Source organism: Stanieria cyanosphaera PCC 7437, assembly GCF_000317575.1.
GTDB classification, from domain to species: domain Bacteria; phylum Cyanobacteriota; class Cyanobacteriia; order Cyanobacteriales; family Xenococcaceae; genus Stanieria; species Stanieria cyanosphaera.
The window spans coordinates 1,798,403-1,822,462 of the sequence record NC_019748.1 but is presented as its reverse complement, the minus strand read 5'-3'; the positions used below and the strand labels follow the sequence as shown (position 1 = coordinate 1,822,462).

Below are 24,060 nucleotides of genomic sequence, written 5' to 3'. Positions count from 1 at the left end.
TTAATAAAATTTAGCATTATTAACTTTATCTCTTATTAAAGTAATATTCAAATCTTTCGCTTAATTGTTCTAAGCTTAAATCTTGAGTCCAATATTCAACTAAAGCATGACCAAATGCCCAAGCATTACGTTCTGGTGGGTTAGGATTTTCTAATAAGATTGGCCACAGAGAAAGCAGATCGAAATCAAGGGGATTATTACTAGTATTTAATAAATTAAATAAATCGTAAGCCATTTGTAATTTTCCAATTACAACAGGTAATTGTTCGACAGGAATTTGTTCGGCGAGGATATAGGCTAAGGTAGGTGAACCTGTGGATAAAGTAGATATAAATTGTAAGACTGGGGTTTTTAATAGAGTAGTTAATCCTTGAGTAGTTGCCATTTGAAAAGTATAGTGGTCAATAATTTTTGCAGCAGCAACACTACGGGTTTCTAAATCTCTTAAAAAACGGGCAAGACGAAGTTGTTTGGCAGGAGAAAGTACGTCAAGTAAATTGAAGGATAAGGCATCTATTCCCCAAGCTTTGCGATTAGTTTGCGGATCGCTAGTTACTACTGGTAAAACTAAATCACAAAATTCGCCTAAAAGTTCATTGCGATAGATAACTGCTTCGCGGATGTTTTTTTCTTTGGGTAATTCTCCTTCTTGCCAATTATAGGGAGGATTCCATTCACGAATTGGACGCAGGCGATCAACTTGAGTGACAATGGTAAATGTGGGTAAGTTTTCGACTTCTGCTTTGATGTCTTTGAGGAAATCTAAATCCATTTGCAAGGCAGGATCGAGGGCAGGAGTAACTAATAATAACAAATCGGCATTTACGGCATAATCTAAGACTTGTTCGCGAAAATCACTTCGATTAATTTGTTCATAACCTGGGGTATCCCAAAGGGTTAAACTTTCCCCAGTGCTTGCTTGCCAATGGTAATTTTTGATTTGATCGGTACTAGGTAAGACATCAACTTCTGCTAATTCTGATTGAAACAGAGTATTGATTAAGCTACTTTTTCCTGCACCAGTTCTACCCACTAAAAGTATATTAACTGGTTTTTGTGCGACTATTTCTGTTGGTTCAGCCTGTTGTAAGATATTTTGTAGAGTTTGAGTTTTGGCTTTGGGTAAAGAAGGGATACTAGGCGCAAAACTTTCAGGTAAATTTGTACCACTATAAAGTGTAACTGTCTGTCTGCATAGGTTTCTTAAGGCGACTTCACGAAGAGATTGACCTAAATTGATCAGTAATTGTTGAGTAGCGCGATCGCTTGAACGTTGACTTGCTTGTCTAGCTAAAGCTACAGCAGGATTAATCAACCACTGCATCCAATTCCAAGCTTGCCATAATTTACGAGCAGATGGCTCTAATTTTTGATAAACTTCATAAGCTTGATAAGCTTGTCCGACGGTAACTTGATTCAAGACAGGAGATAATTTTTGCATCCACAGATCGAGATCGTCTACTGTCCCTCGAATTAAACCATAAGCTTGGGGAATATAGATATTGAGTAAGGGATACTTAACTTCAGGATGATAAATATGAGCGATATTGATGACTAGATTTTGACATCTTTGCCAAAAAGTATTCCAATCTTCCCAGATGGGTGCATCATTGCTAGCTGTTTGTAAAATATTTTGTAAGACAGTTTCTACTTGTTGACTGGTTTCTTCGCCTGTAGACAAAGTAACGGGAGTTGCTACAGTTGATTCTAACTCCTGATTTACTTCCGTCATGACTGCTTCAATTTGTGCGATCGCAGGATTAGTCCATTTCACTAATAACCAACGCCAAGCAACCAAAATTAAGGTAAAAATTGCCCAAATCCAGTTAATTCCCCAATGATTAATTTGCCATCCTGCTGCGATTAAAAAGAAAATAACAATAGATGCGATCGGAGTTGCTAAAACTACCCACTGCCAAGGTTTTAAGCGTATCATGCCTTGTTTATCCTAGGGTTAGATAAGAATCTGTGTAAGTTCAGTCTATCGTCTCCAACATCGAATATACCTCTGGCATAAGTCTGATTGATCTTGATTGTGTTGAAGGGAAAGGGAGAAGGGGAGATAGGGAAATAGAAAACATTAAACTATTAACTAATTTGATCGCATTAAATTTTTTAAAGAGCTAATTTCTGAGGTAGTTAAATCTCGCCAATCTCCTAGTTTTAAACCTTCGAGGGATAGTTGTTTATCTTTGGTAATAGCGATCGCAACTCTGACTAATCTCAAAGTCGGAAAACCGATTGCTGCTGTCATTTTTCTCACTTGTCTGTTTCTTCCTTCGGTAAGAGTGATTGATAACCAGCAAGTAGGAACTGTTTTACGATAGCGAATGGGTGGATTTCTGGGTGGTAAATTAGGTTCTGCTGTTAGCTTTTGAACTTGGGCCTGACGAGTATAATAATCTTCGATCTTAATACCTTTTCTCAGGCGATCAAGTGCAGATTGATCAGGAATTTTTTCAACTTGAACTAAATAAGTACGGGGATGGGCGAATTGACGATGAGCAAGACGATGTTGTAATTTTCCGTTATTAGTTAGTAATAGTAATCCTTCGCTATCTAAATCCAATCTGCCTACAGGATAAACGGAAGGAACAGCAATAAAATCTTTAAGAGTACTACGCTTATTTGTATCGTTACTATTGTCAGTAAATTGACATAGTACTCCATAGGGTTTGTAAAACAAAATATAGCGATCCATCGAAGAGTTGAGTTATCTATGCAACACTTGTTTTTATTATCATTGATTCTGACAAGTAAAAAAAATAAAAGTATTGAGAGATTGATTGTTTATTCTCAACCGCGATCTCCAAGTCCAATAAGCAAATGGCAGGATACAAACCAGATTAAGTTGAGAAAACGCGACCGCCCTAGAGCTTTAATATTAACTTCGGATTCGAGATGTGAGAAAGGATAATTTTCTATAGTTCTTTCAGCAGCCAAAATTATTGCTAATCAAGCAGAAAAGATCAATCCAATCGAAAACGACTGTAAATTTAAACCTTATTCCTGATTTCTAGCGTTCGGATTTAGGTTATGATTACAAATCATCGGTTCTAATGGGAACAGTCATTAGAAGTAATGGGGAAAGTTTGGTGTAAGTCCAACGCTGTCCCGCAACTGTGATGAGATTATCAACAGATCTCTTAGTCAGAATGCCCGCCGAGCAACAGTTATCAGTTTTTTCGTGTCACGTGATAACTAGCAACTAACTTCATTGCAACAACAGATCTGCGAGGTACAGATGGTTATTTCTAATTCATTGCCCAAATCACTTTTTAACTCACTTCAATTAGCGCCTCTACCACAGGCAAAACCTTTACTGGCAATTGGTCATGGTACTAGAAACGAACAAGGAAGACAAACCTTCCTCGACTTTGTTGAAACTTATCAAAAATTAGACCTTTCCCGTCCAGTTATTCCCTGTTTTTTAGAACTAACCGAACCAACTATTCAACAGGGAGTAGAAACTTGTCTGGAACGAGGTTATAACGAAATTACTGCTTTGCCAATTTTATTATTTGCTGCTAGACATAACAAATTTGATGTCACTAACGAATTGGATCGCGCGCGATCGCTTTATCCTCAGTTAAGCTTTAATTATGGTCGTCACTTTGGCATTACTCCAAAAATTATAGAACTATGGCGCGATCGTTTAGCAGCATTAGATGAACCAAAACACAACCCCCGAAATATATCCCGTGCTGATACAGTACTTTTATTTGTTGGTCGAGGTTCAAGTGATCCTGATGCTAACGGAGATGTTTGCAAAATAGCTCGAATTATCTGGGAAGGTAGTGGTTACAAAACAGTAGAAACTTGTTTTATTGGTATTACTCATCCTCGTTTAGAAGAAGGTTTCCGTCGGGCTTATTTGTATCAACCAAAACGAGTGATAGTCTTGCCCTATTTCTTATTTACAGGTACTTTAGTCGAAAAAATCTTTAATTTTACCGCTCAACAGCAAGAACAATATCCCGATCTAGATTTTACTTGTTTACCAGAAATGGGTATTGCTTCCCAATTGCTACAAATAGTTAGAGAGCGAGAAATTGAAGCGCAGTTAGGTCAAGTTGCCATGAATTGTGAAATGTGCAAATTTCGCCTCGCTGTTACAGACAAAGATCATGGACATGGGCATGAACACCATCATCACCATGATTATGGACACCATCACCATCATGGGAACAACGATCCCTACGCCAAGTTAGAAGATTATCACCAGCGCATTTGGAACACACCTTAAATTCAGTTACCGGTGACCACTTACCAGTAGAGATGTGTCGGCGACACGTCAGTAGGACGATTTTTCAGTAATATTTTAATTGCTGTGGGAGTAACTGGTAGTATTTGGGGACTCTTTTTTACTAGTACGTTCTAAGCTTTAAGCAAATCTTAAAGAATGAAAAATTTGAAACTTAAAACCCTGACTAATTTAGTTAGGGTTAATTTTTTTTTGAGGAGGAGAACATAACTTTGCTGAAAATGTGAATCCTGTCATGATAATTTTACTTTCTATTTGAACTAAAAAAAAATTGAATTTGTATTGAAAATAATTTATAATTCGATCCTGATTAGACATTTAGCAAATAATAAAGTAATGCAAAAACTGCCTAAGCTCCAAAAATTCTTTTTGATTGGAGCAATTATTAGTTTGATCGTTATTTATTCTGGCTCGGCTATCAAAACAACTAGGGCTACTGCTGACAACGCCGTTGAATTAACGTTAGTATCTTATGCGGTTACCGAAAATGCTTACAAAAACATCATTGCCAACTTTACTAAGCAATGGCAGGAAAAAACAGGACAAACTGTTAACTTCAATCAAAGTTATGGAGGTTCTGGTTCGCAAACCCGTGCTGTTATCGATGGTTTAGAAGCAGATGTAGTTGCTTTAGCTCTTGCTCTTGATACTAAGAAGATTGAAGAAGGAGGATTAATTCAACCTGGTTGGGAACAAGAATTTCCAAACGGTTCAATTGTTACCAAGTCTGTTGCTGCATTGGTCAAACGTGATGACACCATTGCTGTTAGTGGATGGTCTGATTTAGCTAACGACGGGATTCAAGTAGTTACTGCAAATCCCAAAACCTCTGGTGGCGCACGTTGGAATTTTCTAGCACTTTGGGGTTCTGTGACTCAAGCAGGAGGAAGCGAACAACAAGCTACAGATTTTATTGGTAAAGTGTTTCAAAATGTACCCTTACTACCTAAAGATGCTCGTGAAGCTAGTGAAGTTTTCTTTAACCAAGACCAGGGTAACGTCTTAATTAATTATGAAAACGAAGTATTGTTAGCCAATCAACAGGGTGAAAATTTACCTTATTTAGTACCCACAGATTACAATATTTCGATTGACAATCCAGTTGCCGTTGTTGATGAAAATGTTGACAGACATGGCAATCGGGAAGTAGCAGAAGCCTTCGTTCAGTATTTATTTACTCCTGAAGCACAAAGAGAATTCGCTAAAGTTGGATTTCGTTCTGTTGATTCTACAGTAGCTCAAGAGTTTGCTTCTCAATATCCAACTATTAATAATCTGTTTACTGTAGAGGATTTAGGTGGTTGGGACTCAATTCAAAGCAAATTTTTTGAAGATGGAGCTATTTTCGATCAAATTCTTGCTCAAGCAAGTAAATACTAATTTAATTAACTAGAAAATTAGTCCGAGCCAATTTTTGTTGATCACTCTTGAACACAACACTAGCTTCTCACACATATTACTGAGTTGATTGTTATTAGTCATTAGTTATCAGCTATCAGCTTTAATTTGTCTCCCTCTACTTTCTATTACTTATTACCTGTTACTGATCTTATTTTCGGAGATGCCTAATGACATTGGAGCAGTTAAGAATTTTTTTAGCTGTAGTAGAACATTTGCATTTTACTCGTGCTGCCGATGCTCTCTATATTACTCAACCTGCTGTTAGTGCTGCAATTCAAAATTTGGAAGGAGAGTATGGTGTCAAATTATTTCATCGCATTGGTCGTCATATTGAAATTACGGAAGCTGGAAAACTTTTACATCTAGAGGCACAAAAAATTCTTGATCAGGTAGCCATAACAGAGCGAGCATTAAAAGAGTTAAACGATTTGCAAAGAGGAGAATTAAGATTAGGAGCAAGTTTTACTATTGGCAACTATTGGTTACCACAAAAGATTAGTAAGTTTAAACAACTATATCCCAATCTTTCAATTAATTGCACCCTTGCTAATGCTGAAAAAATTGTGACGGGAACAGTAACAGGACATTTTGATCTCGGCTTATTTGCGGGAGAAGTTAAGCTATCACTACAAAATAGTTTAGAACAAAAAATAGTAGGAAGCGATCGCTTGCAAATTGTGGTTGGTAAATCTCATCCTTGGTTTCAACGGACAACAATTAATGTTAGAGAACTGACAACTACAACTTGGATTATGCGAGAACCTGGTTCGGGAACTCAACAAATGTTTGAGCAAGCTTTACAAAAATGGGGAATTGCACCTAACAAACTTAAGGTAATGTTTGTTTTAAATAGTAGCGAGATGATTAAAACATTAGTAGAAAAAGGTGTTGGAGCAGCAGCAGTTCCTGAGTTAATGGTTCAGAAAGAAATCCAATTTTCTACGCTCAATTGTGTCAAAATTGAACATCCAACTCAAGATATAACTTTTGATATTATTAGACCTGTTTTATTAATCAAACATCGTCAACGCTTTCAAACGAAAATATCTAAGGCTTTTGAGACAATTTTGATGAAACAAGAAACTAAAAATATTAGAGCTTTATTTGAAGTTAGAAAACACGAATGATTAATAAAAATAATAAATTTTTTTACTTTTATTTGTCACGATTTTTTATAAAATTATCTAATTCCAACTCTAATAATTTGGTATGGTCATTACCCATAATTAAAGGTAGTTTACCATCCCATTTTTCAATTGCTTGTTTTTTCAAAAGTTCATTATTTAAAGTTGTACGGATTAATCCTTGAGCTTCCGCTTCTCCTCTGGCTAAATTCACTTTAGCTTCGGCTTCTTTTGCTGCTTTAATTGCCATAAATCCTGCTCTTTTTGCTTCCTGTTCGGCAATTTGTTTAGCTTCTACTGCTTCACCAAATCTTTCAGAAAAGTGAACATGAACTAGAGAAATATCATCAACCGCAAGATGATATGGAGTGAGTCTTTCGGTCAAAAAAGTATCTACTTCGGCTTTTACTGCTCTTCTTTTAGTAATAATTTCTTCTGCTGTATATTCAGCCATAACAGCTTTAAGTACTTCTTCAACGGCTGGATTAATAATACGGTCGACAATTGAGTTTTTGTTACCAATTTGTTGAAAAATTAAATTACTTTCTTCTGGATTAATATGCCAATTAAGTGCTACATCAGTAAAAACATCTTGAAGATCTTTTGAAGAAGCTTCCGCAGAAATTTCTTGTTTTTGTACCCTAACACTTAATTTTTCAACAGTATCAACTATCGGAATGATTACATGAATTCCTTCGTCTAATACTCGCTCTTGGATTTTTCCAAATGTCATTAAAACTCCTCGTTCTCCTGCATGAACGATTATCAAACAATTAGCAAGTAAAAATGTTAAGGTTAAAACTAAAAATATTCTACTGGCGAGAAAAGTATCTTTATTAGTTTTTTTATTTGATTTTAAATTTGGTTTTTGTTCATTCAATTTTATATTCATAAATAGTGAAGATTTGTTAGGTCAAATTAGTTGACCTAACATAACATAATTTTAAATTTAGTTTTAAATCTCGTAATACCATACTTCTTCTTCTCGCAACAAAATTTGACGTAGAGGAAGACGTTCGATTATCCTCTGTTCTTCTAAATTTTTTAATGCGCGGGTAATAGTTACTCTTGTTGCTCCCAATATCTCAGCCATATCTTGATGAGTAAGTTGAAAATCAATTAAATATCCAGTTTCTATTTGACGACCAAATTTTTTAGCTAGCCAACCCAAAAACTTGATCAGTGCTATTTCAATTCTTTTATGACTACGAATAATAGCTAATTCTTCTAATTGATAAATTTGATTAAGTAAATTACTGGTTAACTGCTCTCCATTGTGCCAAGAAAAATTAATGGCTTCTACTTCTGTAAGACACTCTATCGTATAAGGCTCTATTTTTGATAAAGACTGCCCCACAATATCTCCTTGTCCCCATAATCCTAAAGTTACAATTGAACCATCTTCAAGCCAAGTTAAAGTTCTGACTACTCCTGTTTCAATTTTCCAGACATTATTTGTATTATTTGGAAATGTAACACGACGTTTAAAACGATGGTAAATACCTTTAGCAACAAGATTAGACAAAGAAGAAGTAAACATATAAAATAATTGCTCAGTTTTTTCTAATTAAATTGGTAATCTTTTAGCCACTACCAGTTTTTTTCTTATTTATTTAGGAGTGAACAAAGGATTTGGTTTCTTTAAGTTTAATAAATACTTGTTGTCCTGTTTGTAAAGCTAATTCGCTAAATTTATCACGACTCAATTGAACATAAACAGGCAAGTTTTCATCAATCATTAATTCGGCTTGAATTTGATAACCTAAATTAACAACTCGTTGCAATTTACCAGTCGCTACTCTTTCATCAGGAGAAGTTAATAGTTCGATATCGTGAGGACGGACAAAAACTTTATTATCGTAGTTTGGTAATCCCAGCTTTTGACAAAAGTCGGCATGATTTGGTAATACATTTACTTCTCCAATAAAACTCATCACAAAAGGACTAGCAGGGCGGTCATAAATTTCTCCTGCTGTTCCTACTTGTTCAATTTGACCTTGATTCATTACCACAATTTGATCGGCTACTTCCATTGCTTCTTCACGGTCGTGAGTAACTAAAATGGTAGTCACGCCAACTTGTTCGTGAAATTTACGCAACCAAGCACGAAGTTCTTTGCGAACTTTAGCATCTAAAGCACCAAAAGGCTCGTCTAATAATAAAACTTGGGGTTCAACAGCTAAAGCACGTGCCAGGGCGACTCTTTGTCTTTGTCCCCCAGATAATTGAGAGGGATAGCGATCGCTAAATCCTTGTAACTGAATTAAGTCTAATAATTCTTCTACTCTTTTTTTAATAGCTGAAGGAGAATACTTGCGAATCGTCAGTCCAAAAGCAATGTTTTTCCAGATTGTTAAGTGTTTGAATAAAGCATAATGCTGAAACACAAAGCCAATATTGCGCTGTCTAATATCAAGATGAGTAGTATCTTGCTCGTTGATGAATATCTTGCCTGTATCAGGAGGTTCTAACCCCGCGATCGCTCTTAATAAGGTAGATTTTCCCGAGCCTGAAGGTCCTAATAAAGCTACTAATTTCCCTGAATTTACTGCTAGATCAATCTGTTTTAAAGCTTGAAAATCACCAAATTGCTTTGATACTTTTTCTATGAAAATACTCATAATAATTGTTATTTAGTTAACGAATATTGTCATTTTTTTTTTAAACGATCGCGATTGAAATTAAGTTAATTAATTTCCAGTTTAAGCTAGGCAAAAAAATCTTATGATCTCTGAATTAGACTTATCACCTATATATTTACGTAACTGATAAAAATCATATTATCGTGGAATCAAAGAAAAAAAACAGTAAAAAAGTTTTCAATAAATTTTATTTATTAATTCAAAAAAAAAGAATATTTGATTCTATTAAATAGTTTTTTTAAAGTTAAAGAGTCCCTAGAAAGCAAGCCGGCAAAAACTGTTAAAGGGTCTACAAGTTGAATTTTGGGTCTTTTGATCCAATTGAGAGAACTATGAATTAGAGAAACTAAATTATGACCAGCAAAATCAAACATAGGCAAAACAGTCAAGGTTTGAAGCCTGATTGCCTATCCTTTAAAGAAGTCTTAGCTCAATCTTTTGCCGTTATTGCACCCACTACTATACCAGCATCTAACCTCGGTTTAATTGTTGCCCTTTCAGGCAATGGTACTTGGCTGAGTTTTTTAATCGGTTTAATCGGTTTAGTCTTAGTCAGTATCAATATTAATCAGTTTGCTAGTCGTTCCGCTTCTCCTGGTTCGCTTTACTCTTACATTGTTCAAGGATTGGGACCAACAGCAGGAGTTATTTGTGGTTGGAGTTTAGTACTGGCTTATTTATTTACAGGTATGTCAGTTTTGTGCGGATTTGCTAGCTTTAGCGCTGTTTTATTCGGTCATCTAGGAATTCATCCTTCTAGCATAACTTTGCTGTCAATTGGTGCAGGAATTTCTTGGTATGCAGGTTATAAAGATATTCAACTCTCAGCTATGGCGATGCTGTGGATAGAAGGAATATCTCTGTTGCTAATTCTGATGTTAGGGTTTGTCATTTGGCAACATCAAGGTTTTGCTTTAGATATGTCTCAATTAACTCTAGAAGGAGTAACACCAGGTCATTTGGCAACGGGGCTGGTTTTGGTTATGTTTGGTTTTTCTGGTTTTGAGAGTGCTACTTCTTTAGGACATGAAGCTAAAAAACCTTTAAAAACGATCCCCAAAGCAGTGATGGGTAGCGTTATTTTGGCAGGTTTGTTCTTTATTGTGATGACCTATGTTGAAGTTTTGGGTTTTAGCAGTACAGGAATGTCCATTGCTGAAGTCGAAGAACCCCTTGGTTTTTTGTCTCGTGAGATGGGAATAGGTTGGTTAGGAGAATTAATTGGATTTGGAGCTTTATTTAGCTTTTTTGCCTGTGTTCTTGGTAGTATCAATCCCGCAGCCCGAATTTTCTTCTCGATGGCACGTCATGGTTTGTTTCATGCCTCATTGGGTACAACTCATTTAGCCAACCGAACACCTCATGTTGCTGTCACTATTTGTTCATTTTTAGTATTTTTAGTTCCTGCTTTTTTATCTCTATTTGAGATCAAATTGTTTGAAAGTATGGGTTATTTGGGAGCAATGTGCAGTTACGGATTTTTAACCGTCTACATTTTGATTTCTCTTGCTGCACCTATCTATCTACATAAAATTAGAAAACTTCGTCTTCAAGATGTAGTTTTTTCCATCAGCGCGATCGCTTTTATGATGATTCCTCTTCTGGGAAGTGTGGGAATTCCTGGTAGCAAACTTTTCCCACCTCCAGAAGCTCCTTACAATCTTTTTCCTTACTTGTTTTTAATTTATATCACTTTAACTTCTGGCTGGTTCATCTTTCAACGTTCTCGTTTTCCAGCAATTACTAGGTCGATGAAGCGAAGCATGGAAGAAATTCACGAACAGTTTGCTACTCCAGAAACAGTTCCTTCAATGCCAACCAGAAATTACCCATACGAAGATTAAGGAGCAACAATAATGAGTGAATTAGTTACGGCAATTCCTACAGGTTTAACTGCCTTTTGTGCGACCAATCTAGATGATATTCTTATTTTGCTACTCTTTTTTTCTCAGGTAAATGGTTCATTTCGTCGCCGACATATCGTAGCAGGTCAATATCTTGGTTTTACTACCTTAGTTTTAGCTAGTCTTCCTGGTTTCTTTGGCAGTCTAATTTTACCAAGACCTTGGATTGGATTATTAGGAATTCTTCCTGTTGTCATTGGTATTAGTCGTTTATTAGAGCAAAAAACCGATGATTTTGAAGAGGAAGAAGCAATTAAATCAGCTTCAGAATCTTCTTTCTTTAGTTTTCTGTCTCCTCAAACCTATGGGGTAGCAGCCGTTACTTTTGCTAATGGAGGTGATAATATCGGTATTTATGTACCATTATTTGCGAATAGTAGTTGGTCGAGTTTACTGGTAATTATCGGCGAGTTCTGGTTATTAGTAGGTATTTGGTGTTACGCTGCCTATAGACTAACTAAAACCAAAGCGATCGCGGAGTTATTAACCCGTTATGGCAACAATTTAATTCCTTTTGTCCTGATTGCTTTGGGTGTTTTGATTTTGCTAGATAGCCAAACTTTATCCAATCCTACTTTAACTGTCATAGCTCTGCTGGCTAGCAGTTTTGCTTTAATGAGTTTAACTAAAAATGACGAGCAACTTTGTGAAATTACTGAATCCACAACCCAATTAGATAAGTAAATGGTACAGAAGGAATAGATAAAATCGAGTTCGGTTGAATACTTAGAATTAAAGATGAGGTTAGGTAATAAGTAAGAGGTAATAGGGAATAAAATCTTTTTTATTGCACCAATTCTTTGATTTCAACACTCTTATCCGTATTTGGGATAAAACATCAGTTTAAAAAAGACTTTGATCCTTCGTTTCACTCAGGACGCTTTTTACTTTTTACTTTTTACTTTTCGCACTAGGGAGGTAATCACTACTATATTATGAGTTGGTGGGTAAGAACTGCGGTCGCAGGAAGTACAGCATTTATCGCAACTAATATCGATGACATCATTATCTTAATGCTGTTTTTTTCCCAAACCAATCGCTCTTTTCGTCGCCGACACATTGTAGTAGGTCAGTATTTAGGTTTTGTTGCTTTAGTAATAGCTAGTCTTCCTGGTTTCTTTGGTGGTTTAATCTTACCGAAACCTTGGATCGGATTACTAGGGATCGTTCCGATCATCATTGGAATTACTAATCTCATTAGCAGCAAAAAAGATGAGCAGGAAATTCAAACAGTCTCAGATGTTCACCACCTAGAAAGAAGCCAATCAATTTTTAGTAAGGGGATCTTTAAAAGTTTATTGGTGGTAATTGCACCACAAACTTATCAAGTTGCAGCAGTCACCTTTGCCAATGGTGGAGATAATATTGGTATTTATGTACCATTGTTTGCTCGTAGTCATCTAGCCGATCTAGGAATCATACTCTTAACCTTCTTTATTTTAATCGGAGTTTGGTGTTACATAGCCTATCAATTAACTCGCCATCCATTGATTGCTCGTGCCTTAACCAAATATGGTAAGCGTATTGTCCCCTTTGTTTTGATTGGTTTAGGAATTTTTATTTTGCTCGAAAGTGGTACTTATCAACTCTTACCTTCATTTCAATTCAAGTAAGTCAAAGTTTTTTCCTCGTTACGCGCCTTACGAATAACTAATAACTAATTAGAAAGGAGAAAATCCATGAAACTCTGGAAAACTATTTTCTTAGGTTTGCTACTCTGTTTCAATTTTGCGATCGCGAAACCAGCCTTAGCAGACAGACCAAATTTTCAAGATAATCCCGATTATATTGAGATAACCAATAATATCGACAAGCTATTAAAAGCAAAACAGAATAAAACTTTACCAGAAGGAGTAAATGCCAACGAAGTCAACCAAAAAATTGCTCAACTGCAATATCAGAAATATATTATCGAAAATGGCGAAGAAAGCACAGAATGTCGCAACGAAACTGGAAAAAGTCTAGCCGTTTACGGTTCTAAAGCTAAAAAAAGTGATTCTACTTACGATAATAGCCTTTATCTCTTGCCAGATGGTCAAACCACTGATGATGATTGGAACTGTGAAGGAGTTTATCTACCCAACGATGTTAAGGTAGCGGGTTTAGATTTGAACAGCGCCGTAGCAGTTAAGGCTCTCAATGGAACTAAGTTAGTAGTTAAAGCCAACCCAGATACCGGTGTTTATCAATTTAATCTTCCTCCTGCCAAAGTATTTAAAACTGGAGAGATTAACTGGGATATTCCCGATTTATCTCAAGCAAGTCTTGACATTCAATATCCCAAAGCACCAATTGACGATTAATTTTTGCTTCAAAACTTAATGTAACTCTAGTTGGGTTAGGCAATCACGTTACTCAAGAGTGAACTCCTCGCCAACCCAACCTACTACAACTATAAAACTAAACAGTGACCAGTCATCAGTCAACAAGATCAGAAAACAATAATAAATATTCTATCTTTTGACTTTTGACTTCTATTTTTTGACTTTTAAGTGAGGTTTTTTTTAATGCTGTTACTATTCAAACCTATTAAAACAGAAAAAGAGCCAGAAAATTTAGAGAAACCAAAACGTCGAAATTCTTCCCGTGTTAGAGATCACTTGGCAAACGAGCGCACTTATCTAGCTTGGATGCGAACAGCAATATCTCTGATGGGTTTTGGTGTTGTCATTGTCCGCCTACGCTTTTTTAAGCCACCCATAACTACTACTCCTGGTAATGGCTGGAAGTTAGGATTGATTTTTTCTTTAGTAGGTTTGGTAACGGTATTACTTTCAACTCACCATTACTTTGCCGTACGTCATGATATAGATGAAGACACCTACGAACCACCAGATCGTTGGGTATTGCTATTTAGTTTGGCTGTAGTACTTTTGGGTGCAGGTATTATTTATTATGTTTTTACCTTGCCTCTTGATCCAACTAATACCCTTGTATTTGAATAATAAAAGAAAGTACTAGTTAGCAAAAGAATTATTTAGGAATTGACTAAATTGAGAATCGCGCCTGGGCGACCGCTATTTAATAAACTTCGTCATGAGTACCAACATCTAACAAAACTATAAGTGTTTCACCGCTTTCTTCTTCCGTTTCAACAGCAAAAACAATTCGACAGTCATACCCACAAGAGCAAGATAATAAACCAGATAATTTTCCTTCCAGCTTATGAGTACCTAAACATGGATTGAAGATGTCATCAGACAATCCAGCAATTGCTTTTTCAATCTGTGCTTGCAACTGTGTATTACGGCGGGCAAATTTGCGAAATGCTCTCTTGAATTTACTGGAGACGACTATTTTGCTCATTATTCATGCTGGAGGAATTCTCGAAGAGATGCGATCGCTTCTTCAGCACTTTGCGCTTTTAGTTTACCTGCCCTAAATTCGGCTAGAGAAGTTTTAGCATCAGTAGCAATTTCATCTCTGCGCCGTTCTATCATACGACGTTGTAGGATTTGTATCAACATTTCCTGTTGTTCAAGTGGCAAATCCATTGCCTCATCTAAAACTTTATCTAGGCTTGTCATTACATTGACCCGACACTCTATCTGCTATTGATGATAGCAGCATGAAGATCAAAGAACTGCTCAAAAAAAAACGAATCAACTTCAAAATAACTTTCTCTTGATTTTATTCTATAGTAATATCTAGACAATTAAGAGCGATCGCGAATGCGCCTCCCGCCTGGGCGAGATCGCAACTCTTTTCTCGTGGGGATTTTCCAAGCGTATTTTTCCCCAAGCAGGTACCATCACTTCTATTTATCATTTTGAAAAAAAATAATATTTGTTTTGATTAAATAGAAACCATAGTATTAAGTTCAGAAACTATTGAAGATATCTGACCATAGCTATCAGTTCCAATCAGCTTCAACAGTAAGGAATTTGTCAGCATATCTAAAAATCTAAGCACTAATCTGAGGAGAAATCCAATGAACACCAAATATTCCCAAAAACTAACTTCGGCTTGTTCAACTATAGTTTGTCTAGTACTTGTAATAACATTATTCTTGTTTAACCAGCCTAATGCTAACGCTGTGACAAAATTGAAGCAAACTTTCTCTGAGCCATTTTATCAAAGTCCAATCTCTTCAAAGAGAGAGACCCCCTCTCCTGAACCTACAGCTACTGAGTCTACACCAATTTCAACTCCAGAGCCAATTATATCTCCAACAATAGTACCTAGAGAATCTGTCTCCAGTAACGTGACTCGTTTATTACAAACCAATGAATGTGTTGGTTGTAATCTTGCTGGCGCATCTTTGAAAGATACTAATTTACAAGCAGCCAATTTAGAAGGAGCTAATTTACAAGGTGCAGACTTAGAAAGAGCCGACTTGCAAAAAACCAACTTGATAGGTGCAAACTTACAGGGAGCAGACTTAGGTAAAACTAATATCGCAGGAGCAAATTTAGAAAGAGCAAATCTCTTTGACGCAGATTTAGAAAAAGCAAATTTAGCAGGAACAAATTTGGCAGGCGCAAACTTACAAAAAGCAGATTTAGAAAAAACTAACTTAGCATCTGCCAACCTACAGGGAGCAAACTTGAAAGGAGCAGATTTAGAAGATGCAATTTTACCTACTGCAATGCTAATTCGTTAAAGAGAACTATCAAGGTATAGATAGCAAGGTGGGCAATGCCCATCTTGAATTGTATCCTTAAATTGATCAGCGATCATATTCTAAATTTTCGTCGCTCAATCTCATTAAAAATACCTTGACCATCAATACCACTGCTATTGTCCAAGCTAGTGCAATCATCCAACCTGCAAAAATATCGCTAGGATAATGAACTCCTAAATAAAGGCGCGTCCAAGCAATACTGATAACAAATAAGCTACTAAAAATTACAACTAACCAACGCCAAGAGCTATTCCAAGTCAAAATTATTAAAATAAGAGCAAAAGACATACTAGAGATAGCATGACCGCTAGGAAAAGAATAATCCGTTCCTACCTGATAAAATAATTCCCATAAACGAGGTCTGGCTCTATGGATAATGATTTTCCCTGTATAGCTAATGCTAATAGCACCCAAGAAAGTCATAACTGTATAAAGCAAAAAATTCCAACGTTTAGCAACTAAAAAACTTAAAGCCATTCCAATAACTAAAGGAGTAGTCGTCCAAAAACTACCTAAATTAGTTAAAGTTGCTGCTAATAAATTCAATTTTTCTCCCGCTTGGTCATGAATTGTCAATATTATGGGTAATTCCCAACTCAAAGCACCTTCATGATTATGTACTGCGAGTAAAAGTATGACAAAAATTTGTAATGGTAAATAAACACCAAATAACAGTAAGATTAAAACTTTATTTTGGTTTTGTTTCAGCAAAGTTTTTAAACCTAGATACCTGTTTAATGTTTTCAATTCAAACTGGAGCAACTAATTTCCAGCTTACTAGCTCTAAAATTATATAAGTAGCAAATCTGAGTAACCTTTGAGGTGCTATCTGGCACAGTTTTGCACCTACTACCACTCCTGGTAACGATCCTAACCAAATAGGTATGACTAAATTCCAGTCAACCGTTCCCAAACCAAGATGTCCTAAAGAAGTAAAAGTTAATAAAATTGCTGCCTGAAAGATATCTGTACCTACCAGTTTGCGAGACTCAAGTTGAAAAAGGGAAATGAGTACTAAGGCAAATAGTGAACCAGAAGAGACACTGGTTAGTCCTACCATACAGCCTAGAATTGCTCCAATACTAATTGCACCAAAGCGTCCCCAATTACTTTCCAAATTAAACTTAGGCAAAGAAGGTAATTTTAATTGGGGAAATAGAGTTAATAATGATAACTGTATTATTGCTATAGAAGTAACGAATAAGATCATTACTCCAAGAGAACGTATTAAAAAAAAGTCTAGTTTATCACTGCTATTTTGCTGAAGTAGATGTAATATACTTACTCCAATTAAAGAACCAGGAACACTGCCACAGGCTAACCACTTGACTACTTTTCGATCAATTGTTTGTTGCTGCCAGTGCTTGATACTACCGACTGTTTTCATTAAAGTAGCAGCTACCACATCAGAACTAATTGCCACTGCGGGGGGAACTTGAAACACGAAGATCAACATTGGAGTAATTAAAGATGCTCCCCCTACCCCAGTTAAACCAACAATAGTTCCAATTAAAAAGCTAAGAGATGATAACAATAAATAATTCATACTTTAAGGTTTGTGCTTGTACACAGTCTATCGGTCGGTATCAACCAATAATCTTGAAAAAGTTAGTCGATTGGCAAAAATAATTTGATATTGAAGGATTGTCCTTCCGCAAATAAATCTGGAGTGTTGAGGATATTGAATTGTAGTAAAAGCAAAATAATTACCGTATAAATAGTAGAAGACGCTAATCCCATCAATAATTCTTTTTTGAAATTGCGTTCTTGAGGTTGTTCTTGAACTACATCTAACACCCCTATCTGCATTAACAAAATTCCTAACACGTTAGAAAACCAATATCCTGCGATCGCACAAGGCAAAAACAAATTGGCAGAAAATTGACTACAGATATAGCCAAAAAAATAAGCTAAGGGCAAATTGAAAAACAAATCGTTCCACCAAGATAAAGGCGATAATAAAAATCCTAATCCTACTAGGATCATTCCTTTTAGCTTTCTCAGAAAATTTACTGTATTGACGTTTTGAAGCATTTTTACAATTAAAAATAATTTTGTTTGCATCTCAATTGCATTTTAAATCGCTAGAAATACAATGTCAATGCAATAATAAGCTCGATTTAGATGGTTAAGAGCTAGAGGGTTTAGTCGCAACTCACACTGTTAACGAACTTATAAATATTTTCCAGGCTACAGGTCGAAGGTACTCCGCCTTAAAAAGAGGAAGCCTGCTTCGACTTCGTAAACATTTATTTTCTGGCGACCATAACGGTAACATCTAACCTGAGTCTGTATCATGATTCTTAAGTCAATCTTTTTAGTTAATTTTTGTGATTGATTCTGAAACAACAATTAATTTAACAGTAGAACAAAAAAGCGATCGCTTGGATCGTTGGTTATCTAGTCAGCTTACAGACTTATCTCGTTCTCGTCTTCAAAAACTAATTGAAGAAGGCAATGTTCACTTAAATGGTCAAGTTTGTACGAGTAAAAAAATCAAATTAAGTCCAGGAGATTGCTTAGAAGTAACCATTCCGAGTCCAGAACCTTTAAACCTACAAGCAGAAGACATTCCGCTAGACATTCTTTATGAAGATGAAGACTTAATTATTATTAATAAACCTGCCGATTTAGTGGTTCATCCTGCACCAGGTCACGAAACAGGAACTCTTGTTCATGCTTTACTTTCTCACTGCGATAATTTAGCTGGTATTGGTGGTATAAAACGACCAGGAATTGTTCATCGACTCGATAAAGATACTACTGGTGCAATTGTGATCGCTAAAAATGATTACGCTCATCAACATTTACAAGCGCAAATCAAAGCCAAAACTGCAAGAAGAGAGTATTGGGGAATAGTGTATGGTTCTTATTCTGATCTAGAAGGTAAGATTGATTTGCCTGTTGGTCGTCATCCCGTTGAGCGTAAAAAAATGGCTGTAGTTCCCGTAGAAAAAGGCGGTCGAGAAGCTGTTACCCATTGGAAAATTTTGGAAAGACTTGGTAACTATACTTTAATGGAATTTCTTTTAGAAACAGGACGCACCCATCAAATTAGAGTTCATTGCAGTCATACTGGTCATCCTCTGGTTGGCGATCCGCTTTATAGTTCTGGTCGTTCTCTAAAAATAAATTTATCTGGTCAAGCTTTACACGCTCGAAAACTAACTCTACAACATCCCGTATCAGGAGACATCATCGAAGCGATCGCACCTCTACCGAATCAGTTTACTAAGTTATTAAGAGTATTACGCTCAAGAATCTCAGAAAAATAAAAAATATATACGTCGACTTTTAATTACAATAGGTACTGAATCTTAATTAAGTCTAAAGTGGCAGCAAAACATCGTCATCAACTTCCCAAGAAATGGTCAGAAGAATGGGGAGAAATAATTAGCGGAGTTTCTGGTGGATTTTTATTTGGAATACCTCTGCTTTGTACTATGGAAGTATGGTTTATCGGGTCTTATGCTGAACCTCCTATCCTGTTAGGAATTATAGCCATTACTTTTTTTATAGTTTTTTTAATCAACCGAGTTGAGGGTTTTCGTTCTCAGGCAGACGACAAAGATCCTATCTCAAAAGCGATCGCAGAAAGTATAGAAACTCTCTCAATTGGTTTTGTCTGCGCTACTTTGATTATGATCGTACTTCAAGAAATTAATCTGCAAACACCTTTAGATGAAGTATTAGGTAAAGTAGTTTTTGAAGCAATGCCTTTTTCGTTTGGTGTCGCCTTATCTCGTTCAATTCTGGATGGCGATCGCTATACAAATTCAAATTCCAACCAATCCCAATCGCATCGAAAGGGTAAAAAAAGAATTATTTGGGCTGATACTGTAGCTGATTTGAGCGGAACTATTTTAGGCGCGATGTTTGTCGCTTTTAGTATTGCTCCTACAGATGAAGTTGCTATGTTAGCTGCGCCTGCTACTCCTCCTTGGCTTTTGTTAATTATATTTTCTTCATTAATAATTACCTACGGTATTGTTTTTGCATCAGGTTTTACCAATCAAAACAAACGCCGTCAACAGCAAGGAATATTTCAGCGTCCTGAAAGCGAAACTTTGGTATATTACCTAGTATCGCTCTTTGTTTCAGCCTTAATGTTGTGGTTTTTCCAAAGATTGGCTTTTGACGATCCTTGGTCTTTATGGATGCGTTATTCTATTATTCTTAGTTTACCCGCTAGTATTGGTGGAGCAGCAGGACGTTTAGCAGTATGAGCGAACAAGATCGAAGCGATTATTCTTCAATTACTAAAACCAGATCTGTAGCAGAAAAAGTCAGTTTTAGCATTGCTTTAGCAATATTTGGTTTTATAATTTCTTTAATCATCTATACTTGGGTTACAGGAGACAGTAATCCACCCGTCGTGACAGTAAGAGTTGGTGGAGAAATTCGTCAGGTAGAAAATCAATTTTATGTTCCTTTTGCTGTTACTAATCAAGGGGGAAGAACTGCTGAATTTGTAGAAGTAACTGCTGAATTGAAAGTTTCTGATCAAATCACTGAAACTGGGATGCAACAAATTGATTATTTGTCTAGTAGAGAAGAGCAAACAGGCGAATTTATTTTTAGCTACGATCCGAATCGTGCCAAGCTCAACCTTAGAGTAGCTAGTTATAAATCTCCTTAAAACTAATATATCAAGGAAGAACAATACATACCTTGTAATCCTAGAAAAATAAACCCATTTTTAAGCTCCGCACGTTCTAAAGAAACTGTTTCTTCCGACACTAGTTTCTTGGCAAAAGCAATAACTTTTAAACCTTCTTTTTTCATAGATTGTGCTTCCAATTTGATCAACGTGGAGTTGAGAGGTATTACTTCGCCACTACAATCGAGCATTTGTTGGGTGCAAGACAAAACCGTTTTTAGCGAACCTTTAAGATAAATAGTCTTCCCATTAAAGTCTTGGTGCAAAGTTGCCATATATTGAAATTTATAGCTAAAGGGGAGAGTATCTAGTTTAGGTTTTAACTGTCTCAGATGAGACTGATTTAATTTAGCTTTGCTTCCCGCAGCAATTGAAGCTCCCTCACTCGGATCTCCAATTACAATCCATCGTCCCTCTCTGTTTTCTAAATAGGAATTATTACAAAGAATACCTGCGATCAAACATTCTTTTAAAGCGATTCTTGAGTATAATTTTGAAGCTTCTAATAACCAACATTTTGACTCTTGAACCGAAACTTCAAAAATTTTTCCTTCTGGACTGTAATCTGATCCATTAACTTGATAGTGTCGCCATCCTGAATAAATAGATTGAACAGCTAAATTCTTTTGATAAGGCTGATACATCATAAATCGTCAAATATCAATTAGATTAGATTCAAGTCAAAAAACTTAATTTAACTGTTTAAGACCAAGAAATTAATTAAAATACTTGAAAAAGAAATTAATAATTATCGTGGGTAATTAAAAATTTTTCAATTTTATTTCAAGTAATATTTTTTTATTTGGCTCTATAAGCAATATTTTTTTTACGATCTTATAGATACTCAAATTGTGTTTATTACTGTTAAAAATCAATCAAAAATATCTCTTTTCGTCGCTGCGAGACAAATTTTTGATGGATTTTATATTACTTCAATTGAGTAATTAATTAAGTTTTTTCTTGCTCTGAGCGAATCCGAAGATGTTGAACAACAAAAAAATTTACTCAATTTAAATTGGTAAACTTCAAGCTCAATCTCAATTAAAAAATTGTAGAGACTCAATTGAGGAGCTTATAAATTTAAATTTATGGTGGACACTGACCAGGAATTCTGGGTGTTTGGCTATATTTCCAACTTAAGCTTTTTAGCCAATTTAATAAGACTAAAGTTTTGCCACTACGAAGGTGGTAAGACAACTTTAATTTACAGAATGATTGCCATCGGCTTTTTAAAAAAAATTCCACGACTTTACAGCTGGTAAGATGTTACCAAGTTTAATAATACATTATTGCACTCAACATAGCAAACAAAAGTAAATTATTTTTATGTTGAAATATAGTTGCCAATAATTTGTATTAAAGAAAAAAAACTTCTAAATCAATTGAACCACTATATATATGAATACAATCTACCCATAGTTCAAGAATGGTTAAACCAAAACCCCGCAAAACCTCTTAAAAAGATCAGCATGATTTTGGGTTAATCTATCAAGATAAAGAGCCTAAAATGACTCGATTACGACCAAGTTGTTTTGCTTGATAAAGTGCCTGATCCGCAATGGCTAAAAATTGTTCTTTATTATATTGTGAACTCGCGACAATTCCGGCCACTCCAAGACTTAGAGAAACGCGATCGCTTGTGGCGGAGAGAGGATGATGCAGATTAAGCTTGTAAACTTTGTAGCGGATTTTTTCTGCTAATTCTAAAGCACTTGCTACTGGTGTCTGCGGTAAAAGTACTACAAATTCTTCACCTCCATAACGAGCAACTAAATCCATTGGACGTTTTACTACTTCAGAGATAGCTTGAGCTACTTGATAAAGACAATCATCTCCTGCTTGATGACCAAAATAATCGTTATAACTTTTGAAAAAATCTACATCACACAGAATTAAAGACAAAGAAGATTTTTCTCGATTAGATTGTCGCCATTCTCTTTCAAACATTTCATCAAAATAATAGCGATTGGCAATTTTAGTTAGACTATCAACTGTAGCTAAAACTTTAAGTTGTTGATTGAGTTTTAACAATTCGCTTTCGACTTCCTGACGATGGCGAATTTCATTTTCTAAACAAGCGTTTTTTTCAGTTAATTCTACTTGTAGACGACGAATTGCTAATTGATTTTTGATTCTTACGGAAACTTCTTCAAGTTGGAAAGGCTTAGTAATATAGTCATTGCCACCACAATTAAAAGCTTTGACTTTATCTAAGGCATAATGAGAGGCACTAATAAAAATAATTGGAATATCTTTGGTTTCTTGATCAGCTTTTAGTAGTTGGCAAACTTCATAACCATTCATTTCTGGCATATTAATATCCAGTAGAATTAAGTCTGGCTGATCGGCTTTGGCTACCTGAAGAGCTAATTTTCCATTAACAACTTCTCTAACCTGATATCCTTCCATGGTTAGCATCGTTGAGAGCAAGAGTAAATTGTCTCGTTGATCGTCAACTACTAAAATCTCTTCTTGGATGAGTTTTGGTTTCGCCTTCATCGATAGCTTAGTTATTGGTTAGTAGTTTTCAATTAAGTAAGTTAGTTATCTTTTATATATAATGAGCTAAATTCTGTTGAAGTTTGGTTTATTCAATGGGCTATATCTATCTTCTTCTATAGTATTTGCTTAGTCTTTAGATTTTTTTAATTATAGATTTGTTGATTAATTTGAGTTTGTCTTAGAGCGATCGCTTTTAGCTTGATACTTTGTAAAGTATTGTTGCGAATTTGACTTTTATCCTAAAAACTGTAACAATAGATACTGAAATAAAAAACGTTCATCTTCACTAAAAAAGTTAGGAAGACGGAAGTAGGGAAAATTTCCTGAAGGAACGCGCCTCACACTTCAAAGAAATCGGAGGCGAAAGCATGAAACTTACTTATCGTGGTGTTAGTTACGAATATAATCCCTCAGTCACAGAAACTGTTGAAGCAAAAGTTGCTGGTAAATATCGTGGATTAGATTGGCGGTTTCATAATTTGAAAAAACCACCAGTTTTACAACCACCAGCTAACCTTACTTATCGTGGCGTAACCTATACAAATCGTCCAGTAGTAACAACTAAACCAGAATCTACAGATGTTTCAGTCAAAACACAAGCTCGTTGGTTAATGCTCAATAAAACTAAAGCAGTCAGAAACAGGGCTGCATCGATGTTAAACCGTACTGCTCATGAGGTAGGTTTAGTATAAGTTCTTTTAGTTTGAAGAAGTAATTTAGCCTAGCTACGATAAAAGTAGCTGGGTTTTTTAATAACTATCCTTTTGAAGATGGCAAGCATAAACTAGATTTGCTAGACATATTAAATAGTGTCTGATAAAAAAAAACAATTCTGAGGAGTTCAAGACCATGAAATCCATATTTATCGAAACTAGTTTATCTTGCTTTGGTTTTTTGTTATTAGTAATTTTGCTGTTTTAAAAACTAAAGATTTTTCTA

26 protein-coding genes and 2 riboswitches are annotated in these 24,060 nt (G+C 35.6%); of the genes, 13 read left to right on the top strand and 13 right to left on the bottom strand.

Features of this window, described 5'->3' with window-relative positions:
• Positions 1-25 precede the first annotated feature (25 nt).
• Together STA7437_RS07930 and STA7437_RS07925 are read right to left on the bottom strand one after the other, a co-directional pair.
• A complete protein-coding gene (locus tag STA7437_RS07930) occupies positions 26-1,936 on the bottom strand; it encodes a GTPase family protein (RefSeq protein ID WP_015192861.1) in 1,911 nt (636 codons plus the stop codon).
• Positions 1,937-2,092: 156 nt separating this feature from the next.
• Positions 2,093-2,701, bottom strand: a complete 609-nt coding sequence (locus STA7437_RS07925; protein ID WP_015192860.1) for a pseudouridine synthase — start codon at positions 2,699-2,701, stop codon at positions 2,093-2,095.
• A gap of 333 nt (positions 2,702-3,034) precedes the next feature.
• A riboswitch (cobalamin riboswitch) is annotated at positions 3,035-3,181 on the top strand.
• Positions 3,182-3,244: 63 nt separating this feature from the next.
• On the opposite strand from STA7437_RS07925, the gene STA7437_RS07920 reads away from it, so the two are divergent.
• The 3 genes from STA7437_RS07920 to STA7437_RS07910 all read left to right on the top strand — a co-directional run bounded on the left by STA7437_RS07920 (position 3,245) and on the right by STA7437_RS07910 (position 6,792).
• Entirely contained in the window at positions 3,245-4,246 is a 1,002-nt protein-coding gene (locus tag STA7437_RS07920; RefSeq protein WP_015192859.1) for a sirohydrochlorin chelatase, read from the top strand.
• Between the two features lie 354 nt (positions 4,247-4,600).
• Entirely contained in the window at positions 4,601-5,644 is a 1,044-nt protein-coding gene (locus tag STA7437_RS07915; RefSeq protein WP_015192858.1) for a sulfate ABC transporter substrate-binding protein, read from the top strand.
• A 188-nt stretch (positions 5,645-5,832) separates the two neighbouring features.
• Positions 5,833-6,792 carry a LysR substrate-binding domain-containing protein gene (locus tag STA7437_RS07910; protein WP_015192857.1) on the top strand — a complete coding sequence of 320 codons (960 nt, stop codon included), beginning with the start codon at positions 5,833-5,835 and terminating at the stop codon, positions 6,790-6,792.
• Positions 6,793-6,820: 28 nt separating this feature from the next.
• Here STA7437_RS07910 and STA7437_RS07905 read toward each other — a convergent pair whose 3' ends face one another.
• From STA7437_RS07905 to STA7437_RS07895, 3 genes are all read right to left on the bottom strand, one after another.
• Positions 6,821-7,681 (bottom strand): prohibitin family protein, encoded by an 861-nt coding sequence (locus tag STA7437_RS07905; protein WP_015192856.1) that lies wholly within the window; start codon positions 7,679-7,681, stop codon positions 6,821-6,823.
• 63 nt (positions 7,682-7,744) lie between these two features.
• Positions 7,745-8,329, bottom strand: a complete 585-nt coding sequence (locus STA7437_RS07900) for a Crp/Fnr family transcriptional regulator (RefSeq protein WP_015192855.1) — start codon at positions 8,327-8,329, stop codon at positions 7,745-7,747.
• Positions 8,330-8,402: 73 nt separating this feature from the next.
• Complete coding sequence (locus tag STA7437_RS07895; protein ID WP_015192854.1) at positions 8,403-9,410, bottom strand: sulfate/molybdate ABC transporter ATP-binding protein; 1,008 nt, start codon at positions 9,408-9,410, stop codon at positions 8,403-8,405.
• A gap of 374 nt (positions 9,411-9,784) precedes the next feature.
• Here STA7437_RS07895 and STA7437_RS07885 point away from each other — a divergent pair, with 374 nt between their 5' ends.
• The 5 genes from STA7437_RS07885 to STA7437_RS07865 all read left to right on the top strand — a co-directional run bounded on the left by STA7437_RS07885 (position 9,785) and on the right by STA7437_RS07865 (position 14,280).
• Positions 9,785-11,275, top strand: a complete 1,491-nt coding sequence (locus STA7437_RS07885; RefSeq protein ID WP_015192853.1) for an APC family permease — start codon at positions 9,785-9,787, stop codon at positions 11,273-11,275.
• Positions 11,276-11,287: 12 nt separating this feature from the next.
• On the top strand, positions 11,288-12,019 hold the full coding sequence (locus STA7437_RS07880) for a cadmium resistance transporter (RefSeq protein WP_015192852.1): 732 nt from the start codon (positions 11,288-11,290) through the stop codon (positions 12,017-12,019).
• Between the two features lie 251 nt (positions 12,020-12,270).
• Positions 12,271-12,948, top strand: a complete 678-nt coding sequence (locus tag STA7437_RS07875) for a cadmium resistance transporter (RefSeq protein WP_015192851.1) — start codon at positions 12,271-12,273, stop codon at positions 12,946-12,948.
• 66 nt (positions 12,949-13,014) lie between these two features.
• A complete protein-coding gene (locus tag STA7437_RS07870) occupies positions 13,015-13,638 on the top strand; it encodes a hypothetical protein (RefSeq protein WP_015192850.1) in 624 nt (207 codons plus the stop codon).
• Between the two features lie 204 nt (positions 13,639-13,842).
• Positions 13,843-14,280, top strand: coding sequence for a YidH family protein (locus tag STA7437_RS07865; RefSeq protein ID WP_015192849.1), 438 nt, complete (start codon positions 13,843-13,845; stop codon positions 14,278-14,280).
• A 76-nt stretch (positions 14,281-14,356) separates the two neighbouring features.
• Here the strand turns inward: STA7437_RS07865 and STA7437_RS07860 are convergent, their stop codons facing one another.
• The 3 genes from STA7437_RS07860 to STA7437_RS26515 form a co-directional block, all read right to left on the bottom strand.
• Complete coding sequence (locus STA7437_RS07860; protein ID WP_015192848.1) at positions 14,357-14,641, bottom strand: type II toxin-antitoxin system RelE/ParE family toxin; 285 nt, start codon at positions 14,639-14,641, stop codon at positions 14,357-14,359.
• Positions 14,641-14,862 (bottom strand): hypothetical protein, encoded by a 222-nt coding sequence (locus tag STA7437_RS07855; protein ID WP_015192847.1) that lies wholly within the window; start codon positions 14,860-14,862, stop codon positions 14,641-14,643. Before STA7437_RS07855 ends, STA7437_RS07860 begins: the two co-directional genes overlap by 1 nt.
• 103 nt (positions 14,863-14,965) lie before the next feature.
• A complete protein-coding gene (locus STA7437_RS26515; protein ID WP_171815444.1) occupies positions 14,966-15,103 on the bottom strand; it encodes a hypothetical protein in 138 nt (45 codons plus the stop codon).
• Positions 15,104-15,266: 163 nt separating this feature from the next.
• On the opposite strand from STA7437_RS26515, the gene STA7437_RS07850 reads away from it, so the two are divergent.
• Positions 15,267-15,938 (top strand): pentapeptide repeat-containing protein, encoded by a 672-nt coding sequence (locus STA7437_RS07850; RefSeq protein WP_015192846.1) that lies wholly within the window; start codon positions 15,267-15,269, stop codon positions 15,936-15,938.
• Between the two features lie 66 nt (positions 15,939-16,004).
• Here the strand turns inward: STA7437_RS07850 and STA7437_RS07845 are convergent, their stop codons facing one another.
• From STA7437_RS07845 to STA7437_RS07835, 3 genes are all read right to left on the bottom strand, one after another.
• Positions 16,005-16,670: a phosphatase PAP2 family protein gene (locus STA7437_RS07845; RefSeq protein ID WP_015192845.1), complete on the bottom strand. Its 666-nt coding sequence runs from the start codon at positions 16,668-16,670 to the stop codon at positions 16,005-16,007.
• Positions 16,671-16,707: 37 nt separating this feature from the next.
• A complete protein-coding gene (locus tag STA7437_RS07840; RefSeq protein ID WP_015192844.1) occupies positions 16,708-17,505 on the bottom strand; it encodes a sulfite exporter TauE/SafE family protein in 798 nt (265 codons plus the stop codon).
• A gap of 62 nt (positions 17,506-17,567) precedes the next feature.
• On the bottom strand, positions 17,568-17,993 hold the full coding sequence (locus STA7437_RS07835) for a hypothetical protein (protein WP_150109046.1): 426 nt from the start codon (positions 17,991-17,993) through the stop codon (positions 17,568-17,570).
• A gap of 296 nt (positions 17,994-18,289) precedes the next feature.
• On the opposite strand from STA7437_RS07835, the gene STA7437_RS07830 reads away from it, so the two are divergent.
• Genes STA7437_RS07830 through STA7437_RS07820 form a run of 3 tightly spaced genes read left to right on the top strand, consistent with a single transcriptional unit; the run spans position 18,290 to position 20,598 of the window.
• The gene (locus STA7437_RS07830) at positions 18,290-19,234 is read left to right on the top strand and encodes an RluA family pseudouridine synthase (protein WP_015192842.1); all 945 of its coding nucleotides are present in this window, start codon (positions 18,290-18,292) and stop codon (positions 19,232-19,234) included.
• 57 nt (positions 19,235-19,291) lie between these two features.
• Complete coding sequence (locus STA7437_RS07825; RefSeq protein WP_015192841.1) at positions 19,292-20,185, top strand: TIGR02587 family membrane protein; 894 nt, start codon at positions 19,292-19,294, stop codon at positions 20,183-20,185.
• Positions 20,182-20,598 carry a TIGR02588 family protein gene (locus STA7437_RS07820; protein WP_015192840.1) on the top strand — a complete coding sequence of 139 codons (417 nt, stop codon included), beginning with the start codon at positions 20,182-20,184 and terminating at the stop codon, positions 20,596-20,598. The genes STA7437_RS07825 and STA7437_RS07820 overlap by 4 nt, the downstream gene beginning before the upstream one ends.
• Positions 20,599-20,600: 2 nt before the next feature.
• Here the strand turns inward: STA7437_RS07820 and STA7437_RS07815 are convergent, their stop codons facing one another.
• Both STA7437_RS07815 and STA7437_RS07810 read right to left on the bottom strand, forming a co-directional pair.
• The gene (locus tag STA7437_RS07815) at positions 20,601-21,266 is read right to left on the bottom strand and encodes a hypothetical protein (RefSeq protein ID WP_083856853.1); all 666 of its coding nucleotides are present in this window, start codon (positions 21,264-21,266) and stop codon (positions 20,601-20,603) included.
• A gap of 841 nt (positions 21,267-22,107) precedes the next feature.
• Positions 22,108-23,118, bottom strand: a complete 1,011-nt coding sequence (locus tag STA7437_RS07810) for a diguanylate cyclase (protein WP_015192839.1) — start codon at positions 23,116-23,118, stop codon at positions 22,108-22,110.
• 275 nt (positions 23,119-23,393) lie between these two features.
• A riboswitch (Glutamine riboswitch) is annotated at positions 23,394-23,459 on the top strand.
• A 30-nt stretch (positions 23,460-23,489) separates the two neighbouring features.
• Between STA7437_RS07810 and STA7437_RS07805 the strand changes: the two genes are divergently transcribed.
• Positions 23,490-23,813, top strand: coding sequence for a DUF4278 domain-containing protein (locus STA7437_RS07805; RefSeq protein ID WP_015192838.1), 324 nt, complete (start codon positions 23,490-23,492; stop codon positions 23,811-23,813).
• The last annotated feature ends 247 nt before the right edge of the window (positions 23,814-24,060 follow it).

Coding starts and splice junctions, on each gene's coding strand:
- STA7437_RS07885 (WP_015192853.1), top strand. CDS start 9,785: ATGACCAGCAAAATCAAACATAGGCAAAACAGTCAAGGTTTGAAGCCT.
- STA7437_RS07875 (WP_015192851.1), top strand. CDS start 12,271: ATGAGTTGGTGGGTAAGAACTGCGGTCGCAGGAAGTACAGCATTTATC.
- STA7437_RS07850 (WP_015192846.1), top strand. CDS start 15,267: ATGAACACCAAATATTCCCAAAAACTAACTTCGGCTTGTTCAACTATA.
- STA7437_RS07810 (WP_015192839.1), bottom strand. CDS start 23,118: ATGAAGGCGAAACCAAAACTCATCCAAGAAGAGATTTTAGTAGTTGAC.
- STA7437_RS07855 (WP_015192847.1), bottom strand. CDS start 14,862: ATGACAAGCCTAGATAAAGTTTTAGATGAGGCAATGGATTTGCCACTT.
- STA7437_RS07835 (WP_150109046.1), bottom strand. CDS start 17,993: ATGCTTCAAAACGTCAATACAGTAAATTTTCTGAGAAAGCTAAAAGGA.
- STA7437_RS07865 (WP_015192849.1), top strand. CDS start 13,843: ATGCTGTTACTATTCAAACCTATTAAAACAGAAAAAGAGCCAGAAAAT.
- STA7437_RS07870 (WP_015192850.1), top strand. CDS start 13,015: ATGAAACTCTGGAAAACTATTTTCTTAGGTTTGCTACTCTGTTTCAAT.
- STA7437_RS07820 (WP_015192840.1), top strand. CDS start 20,182: ATGAGCGAACAAGATCGAAGCGATTATTCTTCAATTACTAAAACCAGA.
- STA7437_RS07915 (WP_015192858.1), top strand. CDS start 4,601: ATGCAAAAACTGCCTAAGCTCCAAAAATTCTTTTTGATTGGAGCAATT.
- STA7437_RS07895 (WP_015192854.1), bottom strand. CDS start 9,410: ATGAGTATTTTCATAGAAAAAGTATCAAAGCAATTTGGTGATTTTCAA.
- STA7437_RS07925 (WP_015192860.1), bottom strand. CDS start 2,701: ATGGATCGCTATATTTTGTTTTACAAACCCTATGGAGTACTATGTCAA.
- STA7437_RS26515 (WP_171815444.1), bottom strand. CDS start 15,103: ATGATAAATAGAAGTGATGGTACCTGCTTGGGGAAAAATACGCTTGGA.
- STA7437_RS07900 (WP_015192855.1), bottom strand. CDS start 8,329: ATGTTTACTTCTTCTTTGTCTAATCTTGTTGCTAAAGGTATTTACCAT.
- STA7437_RS07840 (WP_015192844.1), bottom strand. CDS start 17,505: ATGAATTATTTATTGTTATCATCTCTTAGCTTTTTAATTGGAACTATT.
- STA7437_RS07905 (WP_015192856.1), bottom strand. CDS start 7,681: ATGAATATAAAATTGAATGAACAAAAACCAAATTTAAAATCAAATAAA.
- STA7437_RS07860 (WP_015192848.1), bottom strand. CDS start 14,641: ATGAGCAAAATAGTCGTCTCCAGTAAATTCAAGAGAGCATTTCGCAAA.
- STA7437_RS07880 (WP_015192852.1), top strand. CDS start 11,288: ATGAGTGAATTAGTTACGGCAATTCCTACAGGTTTAACTGCCTTTTGT.
- STA7437_RS07805 (WP_015192838.1), top strand. CDS start 23,490: ATGAAACTTACTTATCGTGGTGTTAGTTACGAATATAATCCCTCAGTC.
- STA7437_RS07815 (WP_083856853.1), bottom strand. CDS start 21,266: ATGATGTATCAGCCTTATCAAAAGAATTTAGCTGTTCAATCTATTTAT.
- STA7437_RS07920 (WP_015192859.1), top strand. CDS start 3,245: ATGGTTATTTCTAATTCATTGCCCAAATCACTTTTTAACTCACTTCAA.
- STA7437_RS07910 (WP_015192857.1), top strand. CDS start 5,833: ATGACATTGGAGCAGTTAAGAATTTTTTTAGCTGTAGTAGAACATTTG.
- STA7437_RS07930 (WP_015192861.1), bottom strand. CDS start 1,936: ATGATACGCTTAAAACCTTGGCAGTGGGTAGTTTTAGCAACTCCGATC.